The 26,114-nt window shown below is 72.1% G+C and carries 22 protein-coding genes and 1 pseudogene; 13 read left to right on the plus strand and 10 right to left on the minus strand.

Features of this window, described 5'->3' with window-relative positions; genetic code table 11:
• The first annotated feature begins 18 nt into the window (after nucleotides 1-18).
• Nucleotides 19-1,116, plus strand: coding sequence for a pyridoxal-phosphate-dependent aminotransferase family protein (locus PSED_RS09070; RefSeq protein WP_041759441.1), 1,098 nt, complete (start codon nucleotides 19-21; stop codon nucleotides 1,114-1,116).
• Between the two features lie 7 nt (nucleotides 1,117-1,123).
• Here the strand turns inward: PSED_RS09070 and PSED_RS09075 are convergent, their stop codons facing one another.
• The gene (locus PSED_RS09075; protein ID WP_013673952.1) at nucleotides 1,124-1,870 is read right to left on the minus strand and encodes a Clp protease N-terminal domain-containing protein; all 747 of its coding nucleotides are present in this window, start codon (nucleotides 1,868-1,870) and stop codon (nucleotides 1,124-1,126) included.
• A gap of 258 nt (nucleotides 1,871-2,128) precedes the next feature.
• On the opposite strand from PSED_RS09075, the gene PSED_RS09080 reads away from it, so the two are divergent.
• The 5 genes from PSED_RS09080 to PSED_RS09100 all read left to right on the plus strand — a co-directional run bounded on the left by PSED_RS09080 (nucleotide 2,129) and on the right by PSED_RS09100 (nucleotide 8,830).
• Nucleotides 2,129-2,986 (plus strand): LLM class flavin-dependent oxidoreductase, encoded by an 858-nt coding sequence (locus tag PSED_RS09080; protein ID WP_013673953.1) that lies wholly within the window; start codon nucleotides 2,129-2,131, stop codon nucleotides 2,984-2,986.
• Nucleotides 2,973-5,411, plus strand: a complete 2,439-nt coding sequence (gene ligA, locus PSED_RS09085) for an NAD-dependent DNA ligase LigA (RefSeq protein WP_013673954.1) — start codon at nucleotides 2,973-2,975, stop codon at nucleotides 5,409-5,411. Before PSED_RS09080 ends, ligA begins: the two co-directional genes overlap by 14 nt.
• Nucleotides 5,412-5,741: 330 nt before the next feature.
• The gene (locus PSED_RS09090; RefSeq protein WP_013673955.1) at nucleotides 5,742-6,461 is read left to right on the plus strand and encodes a 3-keto-5-aminohexanoate cleavage protein; all 720 of its coding nucleotides are present in this window, start codon (nucleotides 5,742-5,744) and stop codon (nucleotides 6,459-6,461) included.
• A gap of 153 nt (nucleotides 6,462-6,614) precedes the next feature.
• A complete protein-coding gene (locus tag PSED_RS09095) occupies nucleotides 6,615-7,679 on the plus strand; it encodes a ferredoxin reductase (RefSeq protein WP_013673956.1) in 1,065 nt (354 codons plus the stop codon).
• 8 nt (nucleotides 7,680-7,687) lie between these two features.
• Nucleotides 7,688-8,830, plus strand: coding sequence for a fatty acid desaturase family protein (locus PSED_RS09100; RefSeq protein WP_013673957.1), 1,143 nt, complete (start codon nucleotides 7,688-7,690; stop codon nucleotides 8,828-8,830).
• Between the two features lie 255 nt (nucleotides 8,831-9,085).
• On the opposite strand, the gene PSED_RS09105 is transcribed toward PSED_RS09100, so the two are convergent.
• Together PSED_RS09105 and PSED_RS09110 are read right to left on the minus strand one after the other, a co-directional pair.
• Nucleotides 9,086-10,246 (minus strand): helix-turn-helix domain-containing protein, encoded by a 1,161-nt coding sequence (locus tag PSED_RS09105; protein ID WP_013673958.1) that lies wholly within the window; start codon nucleotides 10,244-10,246, stop codon nucleotides 9,086-9,088.
• Complete coding sequence (locus tag PSED_RS09110) at nucleotides 10,247-10,906, minus strand: ACT domain-containing protein (protein WP_013673959.1); 660 nt, start codon at nucleotides 10,904-10,906, stop codon at nucleotides 10,247-10,249.
• A 316-nt stretch (nucleotides 10,907-11,222) separates the two neighbouring features.
• On the opposite strand from PSED_RS09110, the gene gatC reads away from it, so the two are divergent.
• From gatC to PSED_RS35850, 4 genes and pseudogenes are all read left to right on the plus strand, one after another.
• Nucleotides 11,223-11,546 (plus strand): Asp-tRNA(Asn)/Glu-tRNA(Gln) amidotransferase subunit GatC, encoded by a 324-nt coding sequence (gatC, locus tag PSED_RS09115; RefSeq protein ID WP_013673960.1) that lies wholly within the window; start codon nucleotides 11,223-11,225, stop codon nucleotides 11,544-11,546.
• Nucleotides 11,543-13,048, plus strand: a complete 1,506-nt coding sequence (gene gatA, locus PSED_RS09120; RefSeq protein ID WP_013673961.1) for an Asp-tRNA(Asn)/Glu-tRNA(Gln) amidotransferase subunit GatA — start codon at nucleotides 11,543-11,545, stop codon at nucleotides 13,046-13,048. The genes gatC and gatA overlap by 4 nt, the downstream gene beginning before the upstream one ends.
• The gene (gatB, locus tag PSED_RS09125) at nucleotides 13,045-14,547 is read left to right on the plus strand and encodes an Asp-tRNA(Asn)/Glu-tRNA(Gln) amidotransferase subunit GatB (protein WP_013673962.1); all 1,503 of its coding nucleotides are present in this window, start codon (nucleotides 13,045-13,047) and stop codon (nucleotides 14,545-14,547) included. Before gatA ends, gatB begins: the two co-directional genes overlap by 4 nt.
• Nucleotides 14,548-14,667: 120 nt before the next feature.
• Nucleotides 14,668-15,208: pseudogene (locus PSED_RS35850) on the plus strand (hypothetical protein); the annotation flags it as partial.
• Nucleotides 15,209-15,289: 81 nt separating this feature from the next.
• On the opposite strand, the gene PSED_RS09130 reads toward PSED_RS35850, so the two are convergent.
• Genes PSED_RS09130 through PSED_RS09155 form a run of 6 tightly spaced genes read right to left on the minus strand, consistent with a single transcriptional unit; the run spans nucleotide 15,290 to nucleotide 20,781 of the window.
• Nucleotides 15,290-16,219, minus strand: coding sequence for a TIGR03564 family F420-dependent LLM class oxidoreductase (locus PSED_RS09130; protein ID WP_013673963.1), 930 nt, complete (start codon nucleotides 16,217-16,219; stop codon nucleotides 15,290-15,292).
• Between the two features lie 44 nt (nucleotides 16,220-16,263).
• Complete coding sequence (locus PSED_RS09135; protein ID WP_233899362.1) at nucleotides 16,264-16,908, minus strand: alpha/beta fold hydrolase; 645 nt, start codon at nucleotides 16,906-16,908, stop codon at nucleotides 16,264-16,266.
• Nucleotides 16,827-17,204, minus strand: a complete 378-nt coding sequence (locus PSED_RS09140) for an alpha/beta fold hydrolase (RefSeq protein ID WP_049803345.1) — start codon at nucleotides 17,202-17,204, stop codon at nucleotides 16,827-16,829. Before PSED_RS09140 ends, PSED_RS09135 begins: the two co-directional genes overlap by 82 nt.
• Complete coding sequence (locus tag PSED_RS09145) at nucleotides 17,198-18,049, minus strand: SMP-30/gluconolactonase/LRE family protein (protein WP_013673964.1); 852 nt, start codon at nucleotides 18,047-18,049, stop codon at nucleotides 17,198-17,200. Before PSED_RS09145 ends, PSED_RS09140 begins: the two co-directional genes overlap by 7 nt.
• Nucleotides 18,050-18,090: 41 nt before the next feature.
• Nucleotides 18,091-19,593, minus strand: coding sequence for an aldehyde dehydrogenase (locus PSED_RS09150; protein WP_013673965.1), 1,503 nt, complete (start codon nucleotides 19,591-19,593; stop codon nucleotides 18,091-18,093).
• A gap of 36 nt (nucleotides 19,594-19,629) precedes the next feature.
• Complete coding sequence (locus tag PSED_RS09155) at nucleotides 19,630-20,781, minus strand: LLM class flavin-dependent oxidoreductase (RefSeq protein ID WP_013673966.1); 1,152 nt, start codon at nucleotides 20,779-20,781, stop codon at nucleotides 19,630-19,632.
• A 317-nt stretch (nucleotides 20,782-21,098) separates the two neighbouring features.
• On the opposite strand from PSED_RS09155, the gene PSED_RS09160 reads away from it, so the two are divergent.
• Nucleotides 21,099-22,100, plus strand: a complete 1,002-nt coding sequence (locus PSED_RS09160; RefSeq protein WP_013673967.1) for a LacI family DNA-binding transcriptional regulator — start codon at nucleotides 21,099-21,101, stop codon at nucleotides 22,098-22,100.
• Nucleotides 22,101-22,267: 167 nt separating this feature from the next.
• Here PSED_RS09160 and PSED_RS09165 read toward each other — a convergent pair whose 3' ends face one another.
• Nucleotides 22,268-23,674: an MFS transporter gene (locus tag PSED_RS09165; RefSeq protein WP_233899366.1), complete on the minus strand. Its 1,407-nt coding sequence runs from the start codon at nucleotides 23,672-23,674 to the stop codon at nucleotides 22,268-22,270.
• Nucleotides 23,675-23,888: 214 nt separating this feature from the next.
• Between PSED_RS09165 and PSED_RS09170 the strand changes: the two genes are divergently transcribed.
• Nucleotides 23,889-24,932: an IS110 family RNA-guided transposase gene (locus PSED_RS09170; RefSeq protein WP_013673969.1), complete on the plus strand. Its 1,044-nt coding sequence runs from the start codon at nucleotides 23,889-23,891 to the stop codon at nucleotides 24,930-24,932.
• 33 nt (nucleotides 24,933-24,965) lie between these two features.
• The gene (locus PSED_RS09175; protein ID WP_193788435.1) at nucleotides 24,966-26,051 is read left to right on the plus strand and encodes a flavin-containing monooxygenase; all 1,086 of its coding nucleotides are present in this window, start codon (nucleotides 24,966-24,968) and stop codon (nucleotides 26,049-26,051) included.
• Nucleotides 26,052-26,114: the final 63 nt, after the last annotated feature.

Genomic DNA, 26,114 nt, shown 5'->3' on the forward strand with positions numbered 1-26,114 from the left:
GAGAGTACCGTCGCCGGTATGCACGAAGATCGGTTGCTGCTCGGCCCGGGCCCCTCCGAGCCGTACCCGGAGGCCATGGAGGCCCTCGCCCGCCCCGTGCTCGGCCACCTCGACCCGGAGTACCTCGCGGTGATCCGCGAGATCCGCGAGCAGCTGCAGCAGGTGTTCCGCACCGGGAACGAGCTGACGCTGCCGGTCAGCGGCACCGGCTCGTCCGGCATGGAGGCCTGCCTCGCGTCGCTGCTCGAGGTCGGCGACACCATCATCGTCGGGGTCAACGGGTACTTCGGCGAGCGGCTGTGCGAGGTCGCGCGCCGCGGTGGCGCGGAGGTCGTGCGCGTCGAGGCGCCGTGGGGCACCCCGATCGACCCGGCCGACCTCGTCGCCGCCCAGCAGGCCAACCCGCAGGCCGCGGTGCTGGCGGTGGTCGCGGCCGAGACGTCGACGGGTGTGCGCAACGACGTCGCCCCGATCGGTCCCGCCCTCGCGCAGACCGACACGCTGCTGCTGGTCGACGCGGTGACCGCCCTCGGTGGCACGCAGCTCGAGGTCGACGCCTGGCAGATCGACGCGTCGTACTCCGCGTCGCAGAAGTGCCTCGGCGCCCCGCCCGGCCTCGCGCCGGTGACGCTGGGCCCGCGCGCGGTGGCCCGGATGAAGGCCAGGAAGACGCCGGTCCGGTCGTTCTACCTCGACCTCGGGCTGCTGCACGAGTACTTCCTCGCGAGCCCGCCCACCTACCACCACACGGCGTCCTCGACGCTGGCGTACTCGCTGCACGCGGGCCTGGGCCGGCTGCTCGAGGAGGGCGTCGAGCAGGTCTGGGCGCGCCACGACCGGATCGGCCGGCTGCTGCAGTCGGCGCTGCCGGAGCTGGGCTTCGGGCTCATCGCGCCCGAGTCGCACCGGCTTCCGCAGCTGACGGCCACGACGCTGCCCAACGGCCTCGACGAGGGCTCGCTGCGCAAGCGCCTGCTGGCCGAGTACGGCATCGAGGTCGGCGGCGGGCTCGGCGACTTCGCCGGCCGCGCGTGGCGGATCGGTCTGATGGGCCACGCCGCCACCGAGCGCTCGGTCGTGACCCTGCTCGGTGCGGTCCGGGAGCTGCTGGCCTGACCTCCGTTCACGTGGGCCTCCTGGCGGCCGTCACCGCCGCCAGGGCCTCGTGGACGAACGCCCCGGTGGCGGCGTGCTCGACCCCGAAACCGGCGAGCACCGTCGCGGCGCCGTCGCCCGGGTCGGCCAGGATGCCGAGCAGCAGGTGCTCGGTGCCGATGTAGTTGTGCCCCAGACGCAGCGCCTCACGCCGGGTCAGGTCGAGTACCTTGCGGGCGCCGCTGCTGAACGGCGGGTTGGGCGGCGGATCCTCGACGGCCGGCCCGGCACCGGCCTCGGCGGTCTCCCTGATGCGGGCGAGGTCGCCGCCACCGAGCCGGCGCAGCGCCTCGCCCGCGATCGCCTGCGGCTCGGTCAGCAGCCCGAGAAGCAGGTGCCGGCTGGTCACCTCCGCCGCCTGCAGTCGCAGCGCGGCCTGCTGGGCCGCGAGCACCGTGTTCTGGGCGCGCGGGGTGAAGCGCGCGTAGAGGCCGCCGGCGAGGTCCTCCTCCCCGGCCCGTGGGACGAAGCGCTTCTGCGCCGCCTGCTTGGTGACGCCCATCGCCCGCCCGATCTCGGTCCAGGACGCACCCGTCCGGCGGGCCTGGTCGACGAAGTGGCCGACGAGGTGGTCGGCGGCCTCCCCGAGGTCGTCGGCGACGAGGACGGCCTGTCCCAGCCGGTCGAGCGGGTCGGGGGTGGGGCTGCGGTGGTGCACGGTGTCGATGAGGTCGTCGAGCCGGACGGCGGGACGGCCGGCGGAGGTGTCGTCCATATGTCAACTGCGGGTTGACGCGAAACAGATGTCAACCCCAGGTTGACGCTGTCCGCTCCAGGGTCGGGCCTCGACAGGACTTGCCGCGAGCCCACGGGGGTGAGCCGGAAAGCGGTGACGGGACGCGGCGGGGCGCGCTGGCGTCGTCGACGACTCCGACAGGTGGTTCCGCGAGAACGATGCCGCAGAGGGACGCCGGCGTGATCCTCGCCAGGAGCGGGCGGTCCTGAATCCGCCTGCCCGAAGGAGCTCCTCCCGATGACGATCGGAATCGGTCTGCCCGTCGACGACCCGGCCGTCCTGCACGACTGGGCCGCCCGCGCCGACGCCGGCCCGTTCGCCACGCTCGGCCTGCTCGACCGCCTGGTCTGGCACAACCCCGAGCCGCTCGTCACCCTCGCCGTCCTTGCCGGGGCGACGGCCCGGATCCGGCTGCAGACCGAGGTCCTGCTCGCGCCGTTGCGCGCCACCGCGTTGCTGGGCAGCCAGGTCGCGACGCTCGACCGGCTCTGCGGCGGCCGCTTCACCCTGGGGCTGGGGATCGGAGGTCGCGACGACGACTTCGCCGCCGCCGACGTCGACCCCCGTGGTCGTGGTGCACGCCTGGACGCCCAGCTGCGCGACCTGCGTTCCCAGTGGGCGGGGACGACCGGCGTCGGACCGGCCCCGCTGCGCCCCCGCGGCCCCGAGATCCTGCTGGGCGCCTTCCGGCCCGCCGCGTCGGCCCGTGTCGCCCGCCACGGCGACGGGCTGCTCTGCGCCGCGGCGCCGTCGTGGGCGGAGGCACTGCTGGCGACGGTCGCCCGTGAGTGGGTCGCCGCGGGCCGGGAAGGCATGCCGCGCAACGTCGCACAGGTCAACGTCGCTCGGGCCGCCGTCGGTCGCCGACGCCGCGCGTGCCTCGATGCGGGCGTACTACGCGTTCACCGGCGACGCGGACCGGATGGCGGCGGGCCTGCTGACCGCGCCCGCCGCCGTCGTCGCCGCAGCGCGGGACTTCGCGGACCTGGGCGTCGACGAGCTGGTCTGCTACCACTGGGCGCCGGACCCCGACCAGCTCGACCGGCTCGCCGACCTGGGGCTCTCCTGAGGCACTCTGTCGGTGCCCGCCACTAACCTCTCCCGCGTGAGCACCGAGACGTCCACCGGTCCCGCGCCCGAGCCCGCGCCCGACGCGGACCGGGAGCGGCACGCCGCGCTCGCCACCGAGGTCGCCGACCACCAGTTCCGGTACTACGTGCTCGACGCGCCGGTGGTGTCCGACGGCCAGTTCGACGAGCTGTGGCGGGAGCTCGTGGCGCTCGAGGAGCGCTACCCCGATCTCGTGTCGCCGGACTCGCCGACGCAGAAGGTCGGCAGCAGGTTCGCCACCGAGTTCGCGGCGCACGACCATCTGGAACGGATGCTCAGCCTCGACAACGCGTTCAGCGCCGACGAGCTGCGCACCTGGGCCGAGCGCGTCGGCCGCGAGATCGGCACCGACGTGCACTACCTGTGCGAGCTGAAGATCGACGGACTCGCGGTGAACCTGTTGTACGAGAACGGGAAGCTGGTCCGGGCACTGACCCGGGGCGACGGGCGCACCGGCGAGGACGTCACGCTCAACATGCGCACCCTCGCCGAGGTGCCCGAGCAGCTCACCGGCACCGCCGAGTTCCCCGTGCCCGCGCTGCTCGAGGTCCGCGGCGAGGTCTACTTCCGCCTCGAGGACTTCCAGGCGCTCAACGCCTCGCTGGTCGAGGCCGGCAAGCCGCCGTTCGCCAACCCGCGCAACACCGCCGCGGGCTCGTTGCGGCAGAAGGACCCGCGGGTCACCGCGTCGCGCAACCTGCGGCTGATCTGCCACGGCCTCGGCAAGCGCGAGGGTTTCAACCCGGAGCGGCTGTCCCAGGCCTACGACGCCTTGCGCGCCTGGGGTCTGCCCGTGTCGGGGCGCACGAAGATCGTGCAGGGGATCGACCAGGTCGTCGCGCACGTCGAGTACTGGGGCGAGCACCGCCACGACATCGAGCACGAGATCGACGGGATCGTCGTCAAGGTCGACGAGGTGGCGCTGCAGCGCAGGCTCGGCGCGACGTCGCGGGCCCCGCGCTGGGCGATCGCGTTCAAGTACCCGCCCGAGGAGGCCACCACGAGGCTCCTCGACATCAGGGTCAACGTCGGTCGTACCGGGCGGGTCACCCCGTTCGCGTTCATGGAGCCGGTCACGGTCGCGGGCTCGACGGTCTCGCTCGCCACGCTGCACAACGCCGACGAGGTGCGCCGCAAGGGCGTGCTGATCGGCGACCGGGTCGTCATCCGCAAGGCGGGCGACGTCATTCCCGAGGTGCTCGGGCCGATCATCGACGTGCGCGACGGTTCCGAGCGCGAGTTCGTGATGCCGACGCACTGCCCCGAGTGCGGTACCGAGCTCGCGCACCAGAAGGCGGGCGACGTCGACATCCGGTGCCCCAACGCCCGGTCCTGTCCCGCGCAGCTGCGGGAGCGGCTGTTCCACGTCGCAGGCAGGGGCGCCTTCGACATCGAGGGCCTGGGCTACGAGGCCGCCACCGCGCTGCTCAACGCAGGTGTGGTGGCCGACGAGGGCGACGTCTTCGCGCTGACGGAGGAGGACCTGCTGCGGGTCGACCTCTTCCGCACCAAGGCCGGCGTGCTCAGCGCCAACGGCCGCAAGCTGCTCGACAACCTGGAGAAGGCCAAGGACCGGCCGCTGTGGCGGGTGCTCGTCGGCCTGTCGATCCGGCATGTCGGGCCGACGGCGGCCCAGGCGCTGGCCCGCGAGTTCGGGTCGCTGGAGGCGATCGAGAACGCGGCGGCCCGGGCCGCCGAGGAGACGGCGAAGGCAGGGGTGGAGATCACCTCCGACGGGTCCGCGGCCGACGCCGACGACCCGGGGGAGGGCGAGATCCCGGGCTCCGGGGGTGGCGGTCCCGTCGAGGCGGGGGCGACGGGGGACGACGGCGCCGCTACCGAGGACGGCGCCGCTACCGAGGACGGCGCCGCTACAGAGGACGGCACCGCCGCCGAGACTGCCGCTGCCGCCGAGGACGCCGCCGTCGCCGCGGCCAGGGCCGCGCGGGAGGCGGCGCGGGCGAAGGCGAAGGCCCTCGCCGCGGCGATCGCCCCGATCGCGGGCGTCGAGGGCGTCGGCCCGACGATCGCGACCGCCGTGCGCGACTGGTTCACCGTCGACTGGCACCGCGACGTCGTGGCCAAGTGGCGGGCCGCGGGGGTGCGGATGGTCGACGAGGTCGACACGTCGGTCCCGCGCACGCTGGAGGGCATGTCCATCGTGGTCACGGGGTCGATGGCGGGGTACTCGCGCGACGAGGCCAAGGAGGCGATCGCCGCCCGGGGCGGTCGCGCGGCGGGCTCGGTGTCGAAGAAGACCTCGTTCGTCGTCGCGGGTGACGCGCCGGGTTCGAAGTACGACAAGGCGCTCGAGCTGCGGGTGCCCATCCTCGACGAGGCCGGCTTCGGCGTCCTGCTCGCGGACGGCCCGGAGGCGGCGCGGAAGGTCGCGACGATCGGCGACGCCTGACCGGCTCGGCGCTGCTCCGCTCTGCGCGGCCCCCCGCGCCCCCGGCCGCCGACACGACCCGCTGGCCGTCGCGGATGACCCCGGCCCGCTCGGCCCGCCGTTCACGACCGCGACCCCGTCCGGTGTCCGAAGGGGACGGACAGCCGACGTCGGGTGACGCCCGGACCCGAACGGGCGCAATGACTGAACCGGTTCGGTGACGTCGCCGACCGACCCGGCGCGGCCACACGACGAACGGCCCCGGATGTGATCGACTGTGCGGGCGCGGCTCGACCACGTCGCGGCCGGGCCGCAGTCGCTAGGCTCGCGCAGACGAAGGAGGGCCACGGGGTGTTGCAGGCGGTTCTGAACGGGTCGCGTCCGGCCGACGCGCACCCCGCGCTGCCCATCCAGGCCCGCCATCTCGCCCGCGACGCGCGCGCCGTCGCCCGGCTCGGCCTCACGTCGGTGCACGTGCACCCCCGCGGGCCGGAGGGCGAGGAGACCCTGGACCCCGTGCACGTGGGGGACGCCGTCGCACTGATCCGCAGCGAGGTCCCAAACATGGAGATCGGCGTGACGACGGGGCGCTGGATCCAGCCCGATCCGCGCAAGCGGATGGAGGCCGTCACGGCGTGGGCCCGGCTCGGCGCCGGCAAGCCCGACGTGTGCTCGGTCAACGTCCACGAGAAGGGCTGGGTCGACGTCTGCAAGGCGGCAGCGAACGCCGGGATCGGCGTCGAACTGGGCGTGTGGACCAGCGGGGACGCGGTCACGCTCCGGCAGAACGGGGTCCCGCCGTCGACGGTGCGGGTGCTCGCGGAGTCGACGGTGTCCGATCCCGAGACCGCCGTCGCCGAGGCGGTGCGCATCCTGCGCGCGCTGGGCTCGCTCCCCGTCCCCGTGATGTTGCACGGCGAGGAGGACGGGGCCTGGCCGGTCCTCGAGTACGCGATGCGCATGGGCAAGGACACCCGGATCGGCTTCGAGGACGTCCTCGTGCGTCCCGACGGCTGGCTCGCGACCGGTAACGACGACCTCGTCCGGTCCGCCCTCGCCTTCCGTCCCTGAGTCGTTTGCGCAGGTCAGCGGCATAACGTCAGAGTCCTGGGCGAGCTCGTCGACCGCCGGTGACGGGGCTTGTGGCTCCTGCAACAGAACCCGTTATCTCCCCGTTGCCGACGGCGTGGCCGCGGTGCGGGGCCGCTGCATACCGTTGATCACATGGCTCCCCTCGGACGTCGTGTCCTCGCCGCGGCGCGCGCGTTGACGACGCCGCTGCTGCCGGAGGACTTCCTGTCCGTCTGGCGGCCGCTGCGGTCCGGCCGCGCGCCGGGAGCCCGCGTCGTCGAGGTGCGGCCGGAGACCGCGGACGCGACGACGTTGTTCCTGCGCCCCGGCACCCCGCTGCCCGCGCACCGGCCGGGCCAGTTCGTCGGGCTGGGCGTACCGGTCGACGGCGTCTGGACGTGGCGCAGCTACTCGGTCACGTCGCGACCGGGAGAGTCCCTGCTCGCCGTCACGGTGACGGCCGTGCCCGACGGCGCGGTCTCGACCCTGCTGGCGCGGCGGCTGCGCCCGGGCGCCCTGGTTCGGATCACCCCGCCGTCGGGGGAGTTCGTACTGCCCGCGCCGACGCCGGAGAAGCTGCTGTTCGTCACGGCCGGCAGCGGCATCACGCCGGTCATGAGCATGGTCCGCACGCTCGCCGCGACGCGCCCGTCGGTCCTCGACGGCGCGGTCCACGTGCACAGCGACCGGACCGCCGCCGACGTCGTCTTCGGCCCGGAACTGCGCGCGCTCGCGGCGCGGACCGGGATGCGCCTGGTCGAGCGCCACACCGCGACCGAGGGACGGCTCGACCCCGCCGGGCTCTCCTGCGTCGTCCCGGACTGGGGCGCCCGCGAGACCTGGGCGTGCGGGCCCGCCGACATGCTCGACGACCTCGTCGACCACTGGGACCGCGCGGGCGACCCGGCGGCGCTGCACGTCGAACGCTTCCGCCCGCCCACCTACGACGACGCCGCCGGCACCGGCGGGCGCGTCACGTTCGGGCGCAGCGGCATCGTCGCCGACGCCGCCCCCGGCACCCCGGTGCTCGCCGCCGGCGAGGCCGCGGGCGTCCTGCTGCCCAACGGCTGCCGCATGGGCATCTGTCACACGTGCGTCGGCCCGCTGCGTTCCGGCGCGGTCCGCGACCTGCGCACCGGCGAGCTCCACGACACCCCCGGACAGTCCGTCCGCACCTGCGTCTCGGCCCCGACCGGCGACGTCACCATCGACCTCTAGGACGCCGCATGCCTCCCGTGATCGACGCCCACCTGACCGACGAGCAGATCGACGCCCTCGGCGCCGAGCTCGACGCCATCCGAGCGGAGGTCGTCGACAGCCTCGGCGAGGCCGACGCCCGCTACATCCGGTCCATCGTGCGCGCCCAGCGTGGCCTCGAGGCGGGCGGCCGGGCGTTGCTGCTGTTCTCGCGCGTCCCCGCGGCGTGGGTGGCCGGGACGGCGGCGCTGTCCGTCGCCAAGATCCTGGAGAACATGGAGCTCGGGCACAACATCCTGCACGGGCAGTGGGACTGGATGCGCGACCCCGAGATCCACTCGACGACGTGGGAGTGGGACCACGTCTCGCCCGCGGAGATGTGGAAACGCTCGCACAACTACGAGCACCACACGTTCACCAACGTCCGCGGCAAGGACCGCGACCTGGGCTACGCGATCATGCGGGTCACCCCGGAGCAGCCCTGGCACCCGGTGTACCTGCTGCAGCCGATCTACAACCTCGGGCTGTCGGCGTTCTTCGAGTGGGCGATCGCGATCTACGACATCGAGCTCGACCGCGTCCAGGAGGGCACGAAGCCCTGGCCGGAGGCCAAGGCGCAGATGGCGACGATCTGGCGCAAGGCACGTCGGCAGCTCGCGAAGGACTACCTGCTGTACCCGCTGCTGTCGGGCCCCGGCGCGCTGAGCACGCTGACGGCCAACGCCACCGCGAACGTGGTGCGCAACGTGTGGTCGCACGCCGTGATCTTCTGCGGGCACTTCCCCGACGGCGTCGAGACCTTCGACGAGTCACGGCTCGAGGGCGAGACCCGCGGGCAGTGGTACGTGCGCCAGCTGCTGGGCTCGGCCAACCTCGAGGGCGGCCCGCTGTTCCACCTGATGACGGGCAACCTCAGCCACCAGATCGAGCACCATCTCTTCCCCGACGTCCCCAGCAACCGCTACGCCGAGATCGCGCCGAAGGTGCGCGACGTGTGCCGGCGCTACGGGCTGCCCTACACGTCGGGCTCGTTGCCGCGGCAGTACGGCACGGTGTTGCGACGGCTCGCGCGGCTCGCGTTCCCGGGTGGGCACAAGCGCTACGGTGGCTCCCCGGCCACGGTGCGCCGGCTGCGCCCGCGCGCGGCGGCCCGCCTCGCCGCGGCCGCCTGACCACGCGGCCCCGGCACCCCGCGGCACCGGCATCCCGCGGCCCCGGCATCTCGCGCCCGGCACCCCCGCGCCCCGGCATCTCGCGCCCCGGCACCCCCGCCCCTGGCCACTGCCGCACCCTGGCGATCTGCGCCTTACGCCGAACCTGGCGCCTCCCCCGGCGCGCCGGCACGTCCGCGCCGAGGGCCGACCCCGGCGCCTCGCGCCCGGCACCACCGCGCGCCCAGGCCGACTCCGACGCGGCGCCGGATGCCCTCACTCACGGGGCGTGCCGCCGATGCTCTGCGCACGCAGCGCCAGGATGATCTCCAGGCGGCGCGTCGGGTCGTCGAGGGCGTCGCCGAACGCGTCGCGCAGGCCCGCGAGCCGGTAACGGACCGTCTGCGGGTGCACGTGCAGGGCGGCGGCGGTGGCGCTGACGTCGCCGTGCGCGTCGAGCCAGGCGCGCAGGGTCTCCTCGGCGCGGATCCCGGCGCCGGCGGGCAGCCCCTGCAGCGGCGCGAGTGCCCGGGCACACAGGTCGGCGGTCAGGCCGGTGTCGGTGGCGAGCAGGAGCGTCACGAGATGGTCGTCGGCACGCACGACGGCGCCCTCGCCGAGCTGGCCCGCGATGTGCAGCGGCCATGCGGCGCGGGCGCGGGCGACCGATCGGGCCACGTCGGCGGGCGCGACGCTCGGGCCCAGCACCGCACGCCGGCCGCGGACGGCGTGGCGCAGCGCGCCCGCGAGGCCGTCGCGGGCCGGGACGAGGACGACCCCGGCGGGTTCGAAGCGGGCGCCGACGGCGTCGGGCAACCGGCTCGCGATCTCGACCGCGTCCTCGACGACGATCGTGGCCACCAGCGTCGGCAGCGCCCAGTTCGCCGCCGCGGCGGCGCGCTCGACGTCGGCCGCGGACGCCTGCGGTGACCGGACCAGCAGCTCGACGAGCTCCTGACGGCGCGCCCGCAGCGACCCGGCCAGCGTGGCCTCGGCGTGCGCCCAGCCGCTGACCGACGCCGCCGAGAGCTGTTCGAGGTAGCCGAACAGGGCCTCGGCCAGCGCGAAGATGACGTCCGGCTCGAGGCGGCGCCCCGCCTCACCGGTGGCGATGTGCTGCCAGAGCGTGCGGGTCCCGACCTGGTAGGCCGCCTGCAGCGCCGCGAGCGTCCGGCCCTCGCGGTGCTCGACCTGGCCGAGGTCGTGGTAGGTGCGGGTGTCGGGCAGGTCGGCGGCCGAGCCGAGCAGCCCGACGAACTGCTGGAGCGCGACCGTCACCCCGCGCGTGATGCGCTCCCCGAACCTGCCCTCCAGCGGCCGGGCGTACTCCGGGACCTGGGCGCGCACCGCGGCGATGATCGCGTCCGCCGCGCCCAGCAGCTCCGGGGCGAGTGCGGGGCCCACCCACCCGGGCACGTGGGCCCAGGGGCGGTCCACTCAGGCTCCCAGGACCGTCGTGACGATCCCCGCGAGATGGCTGAGCCGGGCCAGCTCCGAGGGCCGGAACGCCGGCCCGCCCGGGCGCCCCACGACGAGCACCTGCATGACCGACGCCGGGCCCAGCGGCGCGGCGGCCAGCTCGGTGTCCAGCGCGCGCCACGGCTCGGGCACCCAGTGCTCGTCGGGGTCGATGACGATGGCCTTGGCCAGCGGCAGCCACGGCAGGTCGCCCGCGCGCGTCTCGGGGGCGGCCGACGACTCGGCGAGCCGCCACGACCGTTGTCCCTCGCGCACCGCGACGAGCGCCCAGCCGGCCCGGAACAGCCGCGGGACCTCCTCGGCGAGCAGCTGCAGCCCGTGCGCGGGCTCGCCGGCGATGCGGTCGAGCAGCTCCAGCTCGCGGTGGGTGTCCAGGCGCCCGGAGTAGGGCCGGACCGACTCGACCTGCACCCCGCGGACCGACTCGGCGGCGGTGATCAGCACGTCAGGGGGGCGGCCGGAGGGCAGCTCGACGGTCAGGTCGTCGACGGCGCTCCCGTCGGCCCGTTCGACGACGTCGACACCGAGGATGTCGGCGCCCGCCTCACCCAGCGCGGAGGCGACCGCTCCGAGACTGCCCGGACGGTCCGGCAGCACCACACGGAGCAAGAACGTCACCCGGTCACGCCTCCTCGGTCACCCAGTACGACCCGGTCGCGCGGGCGCCCGCGAGTGGAGCCCCGCGGGTGGCCGACGCGGCACCGCCGCGATACTGCCAGGCCGGACCACGGCACACAGCACCCACCGGGACACCCACCGGGACCGACCGGCCACGCCGGGTGCGGGCAGGTGCCCTGACCGGGGGTCCTAGACTTCGGTCAGGCCCGTGTGGTGACGCGGCGCGCCGGTGGCCGTCCGGCCGCCGCCCGTGCGCGAACGTACGCAGCGCAGCCGCGGCGCGCGGGCACCGTCCACTGTTGCACCCAGGAGGGACATGTCTCCCGAATCCTCGTCGGCAGGCGGGGCCATCACCCGTGACGAGGTCGCGCACCTCGCCCGGCTCTCGCGGCTCGCCGTCACCGACGCCGAGCTCGACGTCTTCGCCGGCCAGCTCGACGTCATCCTCGGCGCGGTCGCCCGGGTGGGCGAGGTCGCGGCCGAGGACATCCCGCCGACGTCGCACGCCGTCCCGCTGGAGAACGTCTTCCGGCCCGACGAGCTGCGCCCGGGGCTGACCCAGGAGCAGGCGCTCTCGGGCGCCCCTGCCGCCGAGGACGGCCGCTTCCGCGTGCCGCAGATCCTGGGGGAGGAGCAGTGAGCGAGCTGACGAGGCTCACGGCCGCCGAGCTCGCGCAGAAGATCCACTCGCGGGAGGTCTCGGCCGTCGAGGCGGCGCAGGCCCATCTCGACCGGATCGCGGCCGTCGACGAGCGGGTGCACGCGTTCCTGCACGTCGGTGCCGAGGCCGCGCTGGCGTCGGCCGCGCTGGTCGACGAGTCGCTCGACGCGGACACGCCGCCGGCGTCGCCGCTGGCGGGCGTCCCGCTGGCGCTGAAGGACGTCCTCACGACGACCGACATGCCGACCACCGTGGGCTCCCGGATCCTCGAGGGCTGGCGGCCGCCGTACGACGCGACGGTCACCGCGAAGCTGCGCGCCGCGGGCGTCACGATCCTGGGCAAGACCAACATGGACGAGTTCGCCATGGGTTCGTCGACGGAGTACTCGGCATACGGGCCGACGCACAACCCGTGGAACCTCGACCGCATCCCGGGCGGTTCGGGCGGCGGGTCGGCGGCGGCGCTCGCGGCGTTCGAGGCCCCGCTCGCGATCGGGACCGACACCGGCGGCTCGATCCGCCAGCCCGCCGCGATGACCGGCACCGTCGGCGTCAAGCCCACCTACGGCGGCGTCTCGCGCTACGGGCTGGTGGCGTGCGCGTCGTCGCTCGACCAGGCCGGACCCTGCGCGCGGACGGTGCTCGACGCGGCGCTGCTGCACGAGGTCATCGCCGGGCACGACCCGCTGGACTCCACGTCGATCGACGCCCCGGTCCCGGCCGTCGTCGAGGCCGCGCGCCGCGGTGCCGAGGGCGACCTGCACGGCCTGCGCGTCGGTGTCGTCCGCGAGCTCACCGGCGAGGGCTACCAGGCCGGTGTCCAGGAGAACTTCGACGCCGCCCTGCGCGAGCTCGAGAAGCTGGGCGCCGAGGTCGTCGAGGTCAGCGCCCCGCACTTCCAGTACGGCCTGGCCGCGTACTACCTGATCCTGCCCAGCGAGGTGTCGTCGAACCTCGCGCGGTTCGACGCGATGCGCTACGGCCTGCGGGTCGACAAGGGCGCGAGCGCCGAGGAGGTCATGGCCGCGACCCGCGAGGCCGGCTTCGGCCCGGAGGTCAAGCGCCGCATCATCCTGGGCACGTACGCGCTCTCGTCGGGCTACTACGACGCCTACTACGGGCAGGCCCAGAAGGTGCGGACGCTGATCAGCCGCGACTTCGCCGCCGCCTTCGAGCAGGCCGACGTCCTGGTCAGCCCGACCGCACCGACGACGGCGTTCCCCATCGGGGACAAGGTCGACGACCCGCTGGCCATGTACCTCAACGACCTCGCGACGATCCCGACCAACCTCGCGGGCACCACCGCGATGTCGGTGCCGAGCGGCGTCGCGGCCGAGGACGGCCTGCCGACGGGCCTGCAGATCATGGCCCCGGCCCTCGGCGAGGCCGTCATGTACCGGGTCGGCGCGGCCTACGAGGCGGCCCGCGACGCCGCCGACGGCAGTCCGTTCGCCACCCGCATCCCGGAGGTGAAGCGATGAGCGCGCCGACGCTGGTCGACTTCGACGACGTCGTCGACCGCTACGACCCGGTGCTCGGGCTCGAGGTGCACGTCGAGCTGTCGACGAACACGAAGATGTTCTGCGGCTGCCCGACGACGTTCGGTGCCGAGCCCAACACCCAGGTCTGCCCGACGTGCCTGGGCCTGCCCGGCTCGCTGCCCGTGGTCAACCGCGCCGCGGTCGAGGCCGCGATCCGCATCGGCCTGGCGCTGAACTGCGACATCGCGCCGTGGGGCCGGTTCGCGCGGAAGAACTACTTCTACCCGGACATGCCCAAGAACTTCCAGACGTCGCAGTACGACGAGCCCATCGCCGTGAACGGGCACCTCGACGTCACGCTGGAGGACGGCACCGTCGTACGCGTCGGCATCGAGCGGGCGCACATGGAGGAGGACACCGGCAAGTCGCTGCACGTCGGCGGCGCCACCGGCCGGATCCACGGCGCCGAGTACTCGCTGCTCGACTACAACCGCGCCGGCGTCCCGCTGATCGAGATCGTCACGAAGATGATCCCCGACACCGGCGCCCGCGCGCCCGAGGTCGCCCGCGCCTATGTCACCGCGCTGCGCGACCTGATCCGGTCCCTGGGCGTCTCCGACGTCCGCATGGACCAGGGCTCGATGCGCTGCGACGTGAACCTGTCGCTGTCCCCGAAGGGGTCGGGCATCCTCGGCACCCGCAGCGAGACGAAGAACGTCAACTCGCTGCGCTCGGTCGAGCGGGCGGTCCGCTACGAGATGACCCGCCACGCCGGCGTGCTCGACGCGGGGGAGAAGGTCGTCCAGGAGACGCGGCACTTCCAGGAGGACACGGCCACGACCCGGTCGGGCCGCATCAAGGAGACCTCGGAGGACTACCGGTACTTCCCGGAGCCCGACCTGGTCCCCATCGCGCCGTCGCCCGAGTGGGTCGAGGAGCTGCGCGGCACCCTGCCCGAGCTGCCCTGGGAGCGGCGCGCCCGCATCCAGCAGGAGTGGCAGCTCTCCGACGCCGAGCAGCGCGACCTGGTCAACGCCGGTGCGCTCGACCTGGTCGCCGCGACCGTCGAGGCCGGGGCGCCGTCGGGAGAGGCCCGCTCCTGGTGGGTGTCCTACCTGGCGCAGCAGGCCAACACCCGCGGGGTCGCGCTCGACGAGCTGCCGATCACCCCGGCGCAGGTGGCCCGGGTTATCGAGCTGGTCTCGTCGGGGGAGCTGAACAACAAGCTCGCCCGGCAGGTCGTCGACGGGGTGCTCGCGGGCGAGGGCGAGCCCGACGAGGTCGTCGCCGGGCGGGGTCTCGCGGTCGTGTCCGACGACGGCGCGCTCATCGCCGCCGTCGACGAGGCGCTGGCCGCACAGCCCGACGTCGCCGAGAAGATCCGCGGCGGCAAGGTGGCGGCGGCCGGCGCGATCGTCGGCGCGGTCATGAAGGCCACCCGAGGTCAGGCCGACGCCAAGCGCGTCCGCGAGCTGATCATCGAGCGCTGCGGCGGCTGAGCCTCAACTCACCGTTCCGGTGCTGGTCCAGCCGTGGCGTGTGGGTGGAGGGTGCTCCTGAGCTGGGCGATTGCGGTTCTCACACCAGCAGTCGGTCCGGATTGAAGGGGCACCCTCTCGGTGTCGGCATCGCATGTACTCGAGCGGTTGTCGGTGACCGTGGGCGACGCGTCGCTGATCGCTGGGGCGGGGCGGGTGCTGCCGCCAACGCTGGGGCAGCGGCTGGCCTGCCCGACCTGCTGGACACGCAGGTCACCGCGGGTCCGCATGCGGCCCAACGACGCCACCGGGAGTGTCGCCGCCGTGGGGTGGGGTACTCCATCGGCGCCCGCCTGCTCGGCCGGATGCGTGCGGCGATCCGCGTGGTCCCCGAGCACCGCTGGACCCCGCTGCCCGCTTCGAACCCGGTGCCGCGGTCATCGGGCTGGACCGGGTCGTGTTCGGCCACCGCCGGCCCACTCCATCCTCGCCGTGGCGGGGCAACGGGCTGCGGATGCGGCTGATCGTGCACCGCCCCCGACCCCGCCGGCATCCGCGAACGCCGGGCCGGTCGGGCTGATCCCGCCCGACCGGAGTTGCTCCGGACCTTCGAGTACCACCGTTCATCACCGACCAGCCCGGCGAGCCCGGGGACGTAGACCATCGAGACGGGCGCCACGCACATCCGGTCGAGGACTTCGGTGGTCTGACGAACCGGGTCGGCGGACTGGATGCCGACTGCGCATCTGCACGAACAGGCCGGTCAGTTGTTGATCGCGCTCAAGAACCTCATTGTGCGCGCCTGGTCCTCGGCCGTGCCGCATAGCACAGCAATCAGCTCACTGGCGCCTGCCTCCTCGTAGCGGCGGAGGTCGGCCGCTATCTGCTCCTCGGTCCCGACCAGGATCACGTCGACGGCACTGGCGACCCCTTCGATCTCGAGCATCGCTCCGTAACTGGGCAGCTGGCCCGCGCCGGCGAACCGCTCGGCCGCCAGTGCACGTGCAGAGTCGGGGTCGTCGGTGACACAGACGAGGGAACCGACGATCACGCGAGGCTGCGGACGGCCGGCGGTCTCGGCTGCCGCTGTGATCCGAGGGGTGATGTGCTCGGAGATCGTTCGCACTCCGGTCCACAGAGTCACGGTTCCCTCGGTGAGTTCACCCGCCAGTCGCAGCATCTGGGGTCCGAGGGCCGCAAGGACGACCGGGGGAGCGGTCACCCCGGGGAACGTCAGCTGCCCGTTCGCGATGAGGGCCTCGCCCTTGTGCTCCACGGGTTCGCCCGCCAGTGCCGGGAGGAGCACCTCGAGATACTCACGGAGGTACCGGACCGGTCTCTCGAAGGGGTAACCGAAGGTCGGCTCGATGACCGGTGCCTGGCTCACGCCGATGCCGAGTGTCAGGCGGTTGCCGACGGCCGATTGCACGGTGAGCGCCTGTCCCGCGAGAGTGAGGGGATGGCGGGTCTGGGCGACGACCACAGAGGTGCCGAGGCCGATCCCGGGCACGGCGGCACCTGCCACCGCGGCCACCGTGAGGGCGTCCCAGCCGGCGATCCCGGCCCACGGCGGCATCTGCGGCAGCCATGCGGCGGCGAGGCCGTTGTCCGCGGCGCCGGCGACTTCTTCAACTGCGTGGGGGACGGTCTGGGGGCCTCCCATGCCGACCGCAGCGTTCAGGCTGATGCGCATGGATCTGATCTCCCCTCGAATTTCGACCGGGTGTCTCGGTCGATTCACACACTAAACGGGGTGGTACCCCATTTGCAATCGGGGTCGCGTCCTCCGCCGGTGGCGTTCGCTACCACGAGTTCCACGAGCCACTGCTGAACACCGTCGGGCAGCTCGTGGCCAAGACCCGGCACAGGAACGAAGCGCGCCCCCGGGATCGCCGCAGCCGTGGCGCGTCCGCACTCGATCGGAAGCAGAGGATCCTCGGTTCCGTGCACGACGACGGTGGGAACCCGGACGCGGCCCAGGGCGGCGGTCCGGTTGCTCGCGGTCCGGACGGCGGCGACATGCCGGAGCCTGCCCTCGGGGCGGTCCGCCCTGTCCAGCGCCTCAGCGGCCCGGCGGCGGACGCTCTCGGCGTCGAAGGGGAACCTGGAACCCGCATAAACCCGCGCAGCATCCACAGTGGCCTCGATCGACTCGGCGCGAGTCCGTGCCGCGCGCGCCCGGACGGCCGCAGCGGCGGCTTCGGCGGAGGCCGCGGGCAAGCCGGGATCACCGGTGGTCGACATCACCGACGCAAGCGACAGCGTCCGCCCCGGATGGTCGATGGCCAACGCCTGCGCGATCATGCCGCCCATCGACGCCCCCAGCACATGCGCGGCACGAACGTCGAGCGCGTCCAACAGCCCGGCAGCGTCGGCGGCCATGTCGAACAGTGTGTAGGGGACACTGGAGTGATCCCCGCGATTACAGGCGCCTCCAGGTCCGGGACGCCTACGACCCCCGAGGACAAGCCGACGTCGCGGTGGTCGTAGCGGATCACGAAGAAGCCTCGGCGCACGAAGGCGTCCACGAAGGATTCGTCCCACGCGGTGAGCTGGGCGCCGAAGCCCATGATCAGCAGGAGAGCGGGATCGGCGCGGGAGCCGCGAGTCTGGAAGCAGAGCTCCAGAGCACCGACCGCGGCGCGTCCGTCGACGACGTCGATGTCGGGGCTCACCATGCCGGAACCACCACCCGCATCGTGTCGATGGTGGCCGTGCACGTGCGGTTCATCAAGGCGTCCGGTCCCCCGTGAAGGTTGAGGATGAACAACGTGCGGCCGTCCTGGCCGCCGAGGCAGGGCACGATCGGCATGCGGCCCTCGACAGTGATCATGTCGGTGATCTCGCCGCCTTCGCGCACCCGTCGGATCTGCCCGGTCATCGGTTCACAGGTCCAGATCGCGTTCTCGCGGTCGACGGTGATGCCGTCGGCCCCGCCGGGTTTGAGGTCCGCCCATATCCGCCGGTTGTGTAGCGACCCGTCGGGCCGTTTGTCGAAACCCAGAAGCTGCCCGGCGAACAGCAGCGAGACGATGTACCGGGTGTCGTCACACGTCAGGACCGGGCCGTTCGGCGCGTCGACCTCACCGGCGACGATTCGCGCGGAGCGGTCCGCCTCGACGAGGATGACAGAGCCCGAGCCCTTCGGGGGGCGGACCTCGAAGTCGAAGCCGTCGGTACCGCTCGACCCCACGTACGCCCGGCCGTGCCGGTCGACGGCGAGGTCGTTGAGCGGGCCGACGGCGAGAGAGGTCAGGTCCGCGTACTCGGTGACGGCGCCGTCGACAGCGCGTCTCAGGATCACCGGGCGCTCCAGATTGACGACGAGCAACGATCCGTCCGGGAGGAAGCCCAGGCCCGCGGGTGTGACGCCGCGGGCGAACTGGACGACGGTCTCGGCATGGCCGTGCTCGTCGACGGTCATGATCCGCCGCGCGTGCATGTCGCAGAACCACAGCCTGTCGTCGTGCCAACGGGGGCACTCGGCGAAGCGGAGCCCGTCGAGAAGGGGTGTCGGTTCCATCGGTCCGCCTCCGTATGTAGACCGAGCGTGGAGTGTGGAACTCAGTCGACGTGCGCAGCGCTCACGTACATCGACTTGTACTCGAGGTAGTTCGCCAGGCCCTCGGGGCCGAGCTGGCGGCCGATCCCGGAGTCCTTCATCCCTCCGAAGGGCGCGCCGAGATCGATGCTGTACCGGTTGACGCCGATCGTCCCCGTGCGGATACGCCGGGCCAGGTCGAGCCCACGTGCCTCGTCTCGCGTCCACACCGATCCGGCGAGGCCGTAGTCGGAGTCGTTGGCGATGCGGACCGCCTCGTCGTCGCCGTCGTAAGGGATGACGGCGATGACGGGCCCGAAGACCTCCTCGCGGGCGAGCCGGTCGGCGTTGTCGACGTCGGCGAAGACCGTGGGCTCGACGAACCAGCCGCGGTCCAGCCCCGCTGGGCGTCCACCGCCCGTCACCAACCGCGCGTCCGAGTTCCGCGCGATGTCGATGTACGCCAGGACCCGGTGGAGGTGTGCCTCGCTGGCCATCGGCCCCAGTGAGGTGGCCGGATCGAGTGGATCACCGACGACCCGGTCGCGGCAGTACTGGGCGAGGACCTCCACGACCTCGTCGTAGCGGGAACGCGGGGCGAGGACACGCGACTGGGTGGTGCAGGTCTGGCTGTTGTTCTGGAACGACGCGGTGCTCAGGCCTGCCCGGGGCACGTCGAGGTCGGCGTCTTCGAGCACGATCGCCGCGGACTTGCCGCCCAGCTCCAGGGTGCAGCGCCGGATGAGCCGGCCGCACTCGGCGCCGATGACCCTCCCGGCCTCGGTGGAGCCGGTGAACGCGATCTTGTCCACGAGCGGGTGCGACACCAACGCGCGTCCGGCCTCTCGCCCGCCCAGCACGATGTTGAGCACACCCGCCGGTAGCCCGGCCTCGATCGCGGCGTCGCCGAGGACGTAGGCGTCCAACGGGGTCTCCGGAGACGGCTTGAGCACGACGGTGCAGCCCGCGGCGAGCGCCGGGGCGATCTTGAACATCGCCAGGGCCTGAGGGTAGTTCCAGGGCACGATTGCGCCGACGACGCCGACCGGCTCGCGGCGCACGATCGTCGCCCCGGCTGCGCCGGGGCGGGTCTCCTCCAGCGGGAAGCGCTCGACGAGGTCGGCGTAGGTACGCAGCAGCGCCGGCGGGACGACGCCGTTGGAACCCTTCGACAGCCGGATGGGCATGCCGTTCTCCCGGGTGACCAGCCGGGCGGTGTCCTCGGCGCGGGCTGCAAGGGCGTCTGCGAACCGGAGCATCATCGCCGCCCGCTCGCCCGGGGTCGTCCGCCCCCAGGGGCCCTCGTCGATCGCCGCGCGGGCCGCACGAACCGCGGAGTCGATATCCGCCTCGTCGCCGAGGGCCGCGGTTCCCAGTGGCTCACCGGTCGCCGCTTCGACGGCCCGGTGCATCTCGGTTCCACGGGGAGCGACCCACGCGCCGCCTACGAAGAAGCGGGGGCGGTCCGCCGTGGTCGCTTCACCGACGATGCTCGTCACACGGACCTCCAGGTGTGGGCCGTGCATGGTGGCCGGCCAGGTGGGTTGGCTCGGACGACCATGTCAGGCAGGGCTGACGGCGAGATCGTCGCTGTCGGTCAGGTCGAGCGTGGCCTCGAGGTCGTGCAGCCGTGGCAGGACAGTCGCGGCGAAGAGCCGCTTGGACCGTTCCGCGGTCTCCGCGGGCATGTTGCCGAACTTGAAGGTCAGTACGAACTCGCCGGCCCCCGTCATCTTCTGGATTCGCCGGAGTCGCTCGAAGACCTGCTCGGGAGTTCCCCAGGCCTGCGGTCGCGCGGTGGTCTCGGTCTGCTCCTCGTCGGTCAGCGTGCTCGTACCGAACGAGGCGTACTGCTCGTACCCCTTCGTCTTGGCGAAACGGGCGACGTCGTCGAGCTGGTAGTGGTTGAGACTGCTGTGCTGGGACTCCAGGTTGTGCCGGGACATCACGTCCCAGGCCTCGGCCTCGTCCTCGAAGCAGGCGGCCCGGACACACACCGTGGGTTGTACCGGATCCCAGCCGTGCTCGGCGCGGAGACGGTTGAACTCGATCACGTCTTCGCGATAGCCGGCCCAGCTCTTCTGGTTCGTCAGCAGCATCCCCAGGCCTGCGTTCGCCGCCAACGGCAGGCTCTGCGGGCTGGCCCAGCCGGACTTCATCGAGCCGAGGATGCGTTCGGGGTTGCGGAACTTGGGACGGACCGAGGTTCTCGGGATCGTGAAGTGTTCGCCCTGGTACTCGAACCACTCCTGCGACAGCGCCAGGCGGAGGATGTCAAGGGTTTCGTTGTACCGGATTCGCGCGTCGTCCATGGCGACCCGAAACCCGTCGAACTCCCGCACGGCCGCGCCACGGCCGACCCCGAGTGTCAGGCCCCGGCCCTTCAGGACGTTGTCCAGCACGCTGATCTGGTGCGCGAGCTGCACGGGCTCATACCATGGCAGCACCGTCACCATGGTCCCGAGGTCGATCCGTGAGGTGCGTCCGGCCACATAGGTGAGATGTTGCAGCACACCGCCGGTCATTCCGTACGGGGTGATGTAGTGATCGATCGCCCAGTAGGAGTCGAAGCCCAGCGGCTCGATGAGATCGACGAGGGCGAGCTGCTCGTCGAGGACCTGCTGATCAGTGACCTTCTGGGGGCCGTCGCTCTGGGCCTTGTACCGATCCCAGTCGCTGTCGTTCCCGAACGGATAGTTGACGCCGACCTTCATCGTGACCTCACTCGGTTGGATGCGTGTGTGCTCGGGTGCGGTTCCGTACTGCTCGTGATTGCTCAGGCAGTGGACCCGGACCGGGGTGAGCAGTGGCGAACACCGTGCGACCGGATGCGGTGAGGGTGCCGACGGCCGACTGGCCGACCGGGCCGCAGTTGCTCGCGCATCGGGATGCCGCTGATGTGCTGGTAACGTTACCACTCCTCTGACGTGCGGTGAAGCCCTCGTCGCCGATCCGTTCTCGGCCCCTGGTCGCGCATCGTCGGGGCTAGCATGGCCGGGTGACGAATCGGAAGCGGCGCCCCGGGCCGCGGGTGTCGGGGCCGACTCTGCAGAGCGTTGCGGATCTCGCGGGCCTGTCTCTCATGAGCGCCTCCAGGGCGCTGAGCGGCGGCCAGGTGTCTCCGGAGAACGCAGCCCGGGTCAAGGCGGCGGCCGAGGCGCTGGGGTACGTCCCCAACGTCGCGGCCCGTCGGATGCGAGGCGGCCGAACGAACACGGTGGGCGTCCTGATCAACGCGGACCTCGACCCGCACATGGAGATCATGTCCATCCTGGACTGTCTCATCCGGGAGATGGAGGAGGCAGGCAAGCAGGTGCTGCTGTCCGTCGCGCGGGGTGGTTCGGCTCAGATCGACATGCATCTGGAGGGCTTCCTGGCCCGCGGCGTCGACGGCGTCTTCTTCCAGAACGCCCAGCCGTCGCGTCTGCTGGAGCGCTACAGGCAGGCCGAGGTCCCGGTCGTGGCCATCAGTCACCGTGACGACGGCTGTCCTGAGTTGCCCTTCGTGACCCACGACGCCGAAGCTGTTTTCGCCCAGATGTACCAGCGCTTGACCGATCTCGGGCACCGAGTCGCAGTCGAGTTCACGCGCGGTGGTACTCCTCCGATGCACGAGAAGTTCAGGTCGTTCGGTGAGCTGCGGTGGCGCCGGTGTGATCTGGGTTCCGACCGCACCGTCATGCTGGCCCACGTCCGCACCGAACTCGCCACACCGGACCCGCCCACCCTGTTCATGGCCGACTACCCGGGAGCGGTACAACTGCTGAGCGTGTGTGAGGAGCTCCGTGTCCCGGTCCCGGAGAAGCTGTCCGTGGTTTCCACTGTGGACGGCCTGAGCGCTCCCATGCTGCGCACTCCGTTGTCGAGTCTCCGTGCGGACTACGAGCTCTTCGGCCGTGCTGCGGCTCGGTCGATGCTCGCCGCGCTGGAGGGCGAGGAGATCGAGGACGTCCTGGTGCCGGGCGGCATGGAGTGGATCGAGCGCTCCTCGACCGGACCTGTCCCGGAGCCGGACGGCGTGTCCGCTCGATGACGGCCGGCAGGCGACCCGCGCAGGGCCGGTGCGTGCGGCGTCCTGGTGCTCGGCCCGGCGGGCCCGTCGTGCCTGGTCGGTGCACGCGAAGATCGGGATGGCACCGGCTGCCGGGCGGGGACTGTCGTGTCCCCACGCGGGCGCGCCGGTGCCGTCCCGGGAACCACTCAGGCCGGCGCGGACACCGGGTCGGTGTCGCGACCCGTAGACGCGGCCGCGCGCTTGGTCTTCAGGGTGAAGCTCAGCCCGATGGCGGCGAGTCCGAGGGCCAGGAGCAGGACGACGTTTCCGAGGAATCCACCCCAGGTCGGTGCGCCCCCGGCGACCATGCCCACGGCGAGGATTCCTGCCGCGATCTGTCCGCCGGTCACACCACCGACGGACTGCAGCACGTACGTCGTTCCGCTGGTGCTGGCGACCCGGTCGTTGGGGACCACCTGGACGATCGTGTTGAGCCCCTGGGTGAGGCTCATCGCGATACCGGCTCCCAGGATCGCCGCCGTCAGGTAGGGCGTCCAGGGCGCGCTGCCGATGAACAACAGCGGGACCGCGCCGAGGGTCATGAGGACACCGCTGAGGACCATGACCCCCCGCCGTCCCAGGACTGGCTCGAGCCGGGACGCGGTCGGCCCGGCCACGAGAATGACGAGGGCGTACGGAAGCAGGACAAGGCCCGCGGTGGAGGCGTCACCGCCCATGCCGTACCCGGTTGCGAGCGGGAGCAGCGCGACGGTCGGCAGGACGAGGTACATCGTGTAGGCGCAGGCAGCGCGCAGCAGTGACAGTCCCATGACGCCCGCGACCTCGCGCTCTGCGATGCCCCGCAGGTCCACGAGTGGGGAGTCGACCCGTCGCTCGACGACGACGAAGACCGTGGCCAAGGCGACGGTGAGGATCAGCAACCCGAGAACGATGGCGGAGCCCCAGCCCTCGGTCGACGCAAGCGTCAGCCCGAGCAGGAACGACGTCAACGCCACGGCCAGGAGCGCTGCGCCGAGCCAGTCGACCCGCCCGGTCCTCACGGGCGGGCACGCAGGCAGCCCTTTCGCGCCGAGGACGATCACCGCGAGGATCACGGCCGTCGGGATCCAGTAGATGTAGGAGTAGTGAAGGTGCTTGACGATCGGTCCGACCGCGACATAGGCGACTGCCGAGCCGGCGCCACCCGCGACGACGAACGCAGTGGTCGCGAACTTGGCACGTGCGAGCGGCTGGCTGTCGCGGGCGATCCCGATGGCGATCGGCACCACCGCGATCCCGACTCCCTGCAGCATGTTTCCCGCGATCAGCAGGCTCGCCGACGGGGCCACGGCCGCGAGAACTGCACCCACCCCGGAGACTCCCAGGATGATGAAGAAGACGTTCTTCTTGTCCGCGATGTCCGCGTAGCGAGTCGAGAGCGGGAGCGAGACGGCGCCCACGACCATCAGACCGGTCAGCATCCAGGCGGCGACGGCCGGGCTCATTCCGAGCTCGTGCTGCACGATCGGCACGATCGGTGCGACCATCATCTCCATCGTCATGTAGGAGAAGACGCCGAACCAGAGCAACGCTACGGTGAACCTCGGTGTCACGCTGTCGCCGCCGCCGCTGAGGTGGTAGATCGACTTCGGTCGCGAGGTGACTCTTACGGTGGGTGCCGCCTGCTCGGGCTGGCCTTCTCGTGAATCGTCCATCGCGGCCGGAGTCGGTCCGACCGGCGTGACTTGATAGGAGAACGAGGCGACGTCCTCCGACTGAGGTGTGTCCGCCGGCCGGACCCGTATCCCCGGTGAAGGAGACATGCACATGGTCGTGGTGGGCGTGGACCCGCACAAGCACAGCCACACCGCCGTCGCGGTGGACTCCAACGGTCGCGAGCTCGGCCAGATCACCGTCGGCAACACCGCGGCTGAGCTGATCCGGCTGTTGGAGTGGGCGCAGCGCTGGCCCGGATCGAGGCGGTGGGCGGTCGAGGACTGCCGTCACGTCGCCGGCTCGCTGCTTCGCGCTCTGCTCGGAACAGGCCAGGCGGTGGTCACGGTGCCGCCGAAGCTGATGGCACGGGCCAGGGCCTCGGCCCGCACCCGCGGCAAGTCCGACCCGATCGACGCGCCGGCGGTGGCCCGCGCCGCGCTGCGCGAGCCCGACCTGCCCGAGGCCCACCTCGACGAGCAGGCCTTGCAGATCCGGCTCCTGCTCGATCACCGCGAAGACCTGGTGGCCGAGCGGACCCGGATGATCAACCGGCTGGGCTGGCACCTGCACGACCTTGAGGTCGCGCTGCCACGCGGGCAGGCGTTGAACCGGATCACCACGCTGAACCGGCTCCGCGAACAGATCGGCCGGCTTGCGGGCGGCGTGCGCGCCGAGATCGCCGCCGAGCTCATCGAGCGGATCATCACGGTGACGCGGCGGGTCGGGCAGCTCAAGCGGCGCATCGAGGCCCAGGTGCAGCCGCTGGTGCCGCACCTGCTGGCTATTCCTGGCTGCGGCGGGCTGACCGCGGCGAAGGTCCTCGCCGAGACCGCAGGGGTCGACCGTTTCCGGTCCTCGGCCGCGTTCGCCATGCACGCCGGGACGGCGCCGATCCCTGTCTGGGCGGGCAACCGTGCGCGGTTCCGCCTCAACCGCGGCGGCAACCGGCAGTTCAACGCCGCCCTGCACCGCATCGCGGTCACCCAACTACGAATCCACCGACCCGCCCAGGCACTCGTCCAGCGACGCACCGCCGCCGGGAACTCGAAGACCGAAGCCCTACGGGTGCTCCGACGCCACCTCGCCGACGTGGTCTACCACCGGCTCCGGGCAGACACGGGCAGCCCCGGTACTTGCCATCCGGAGGCCGGTTGACATAGGAGATTCGCGGGGTTGGCCGACAAACGTGTGGCAGTCATCGGGACCGGGGCCACCGGCGTCCAGGTCGTTCCCCACGTCGCGGCGAGCGCCGAGCATCTCTACGTCTTCCAGCGCACGCCGTCCGCGGTCAACGTCCGGGACAACCGGCCCACCGATCCGGACTGGGCGGCGTCGCTGCGCCCCGGTTGGCAACGGGAGCGTGTGGCGAACTTCTCCGGCTACATCGCGGGGGAGGATGTCGGCGAAGACCTGGTCGACGACGGCTGGACGAAGATCTTCCGCAACCGTGCACTGCACGCAGGGGTGCTGGACGAGGCGGTCGACTTCGAGGTCATGGAGGCTGTGCGCGCCCGCGTCGACGCGACCGTCACCGATCCCGAGGTGGCCGAGGCGCTGAAGCCGTACTACCGAGCTCTGTGCAAGCGCCCTACTTTTCACGACGAGTACCTGCCGACCTTCAACCGGCCCAACGTCACCCTCGTCGACACCGATGGCAAGGGGGTGGAGAAGATCACTCCGACCGCAGTCGTCGCGAACGGGCAGGAATACGAGGTCGACTGCATCGTGTTCGCGAGCGGCTTCACCATCGGTGCGTCGTTCGCCACGCGACTCGGCTTCGACGTGGTCGGCCGGGACGGACTGACGCTGAGCGAGAAGTTCGCGCCCGGCATCTCCACGCTCTTCGGTATGCAGACCCACAGCTTCCCGAACCTCTTCATCGTCGCGATCAACCAGGTGGGGATCGCCTCGAACCAGACGCACCTGCTGGACGTGCAGGCGCGGCACATCGCCGGGGTGGTCGAGGCGACACAGAGGGTCGGAGCGGCCACTGTCGAGGCGACGATCGAGGCCGAGGAGCGGTGGGTGCGCACGGTCGTCGACTCCGCTCGTCGGAACGCGGAGTTCCTCAAGACGTGCACACCCGGCTATTACAACAATGAGGGCCATCCGAACGTCGAGGCGTTCAAGCGGAACGGCGCCTACGCCCCGGGGGTGTGGCGATTCGAGAAGACCGTCGAGGAATGGCGCTCGACCGGTGGCTTCGACGGCCTGCTCTTCGACGGCTCTCCGCTGCCGTCCCGACACGTCGCGGTGACCGAAAGGACCCGGTGAGGTTCAGTGAGGACCACCATGCCTGCATCCTCGGCCCCACAGGCCACTCCTCTCGAGGTGTCC

This window comes from Pseudonocardia benzenivorans CB1190 (assembly GCF_000196675.2).
Lineage (GTDB): Bacteria > Actinomycetota > Actinomycetes > Mycobacteriales > Pseudonocardiaceae > Pseudonocardia > Pseudonocardia benzenivorans.

What these genes read in the sequence shown, in the direction of transcription:
- PSED_RS09150 (WP_013673965.1), bottom strand. Translation starts at nt 19,593, where the DNA reads ATGCACGGCCCACACCTGGAGGTCCGTGTGACGAGCATCGTCGGTGAA.
- PSED_RS09135 (WP_233899362.1), bottom strand. Translation starts at nt 16,908, where the DNA reads ATGGCCGCCGACGCTGCCGGGCTGTTGGACGCGCTCGACGTTCGTGCC.
- PSED_RS09140 (WP_049803345.1), bottom strand. Translation starts at nt 17,204, where the DNA reads ATGGTGAGCCCCGACATCGACGTCGTCGACGGACGCGCCGCGGTCGGT.
- PSED_RS09080 (WP_013673953.1), top strand. Translation starts at nt 2,129, where the DNA reads ATGACGATCGGAATCGGTCTGCCCGTCGACGACCCGGCCGTCCTGCAC.
- PSED_RS09070 (WP_041759441.1), top strand. Translation starts at nt 19, where the DNA reads ATGCACGAAGATCGGTTGCTGCTCGGCCCGGGCCCCTCCGAGCCGTAC.
- gatC (WP_013673960.1), top strand. Translation starts at nt 11,223, where the DNA reads ATGTCTCCCGAATCCTCGTCGGCAGGCGGGGCCATCACCCGTGACGAG.
- PSED_RS09095 (WP_013673956.1), top strand. Translation starts at nt 6,615, where the DNA reads ATGGCTCCCCTCGGACGTCGTGTCCTCGCCGCGGCGCGCGCGTTGACG.
- PSED_RS09170 (WP_013673969.1), top strand. Translation starts at nt 23,889, where the DNA reads ATGGTCGTGGTGGGCGTGGACCCGCACAAGCACAGCCACACCGCCGTC.
- gatB (WP_013673962.1), top strand. Translation starts at nt 13,045, where the DNA reads ATGAGCGCGCCGACGCTGGTCGACTTCGACGACGTCGTCGACCGCTAC.
- PSED_RS09130 (WP_013673963.1), bottom strand. Translation starts at nt 16,219, where the DNA reads ATGCGCATCAGCCTGAACGCTGCGGTCGGCATGGGAGGCCCCCAGACC.
- PSED_RS09145 (WP_013673964.1), bottom strand. Translation starts at nt 18,049, where the DNA reads ATGGAACCGACACCCCTTCTCGACGGGCTCCGCTTCGCCGAGTGCCCC.
- PSED_RS09075 (WP_013673952.1), bottom strand. Translation starts at nt 1,870, where the DNA reads ATGGACGACACCTCCGCCGGCCGTCCCGCCGTCCGGCTCGACGACCTC.
- PSED_RS09155 (WP_013673966.1), bottom strand. Translation starts at nt 20,781, where the DNA reads ATGAAGGTCGGCGTCAACTATCCGTTCGGGAACGACAGCGACTGGGAT.
- PSED_RS09100 (WP_013673957.1), top strand. Translation starts at nt 7,688, where the DNA reads ATGCCTCCCGTGATCGACGCCCACCTGACCGACGAGCAGATCGACGCC.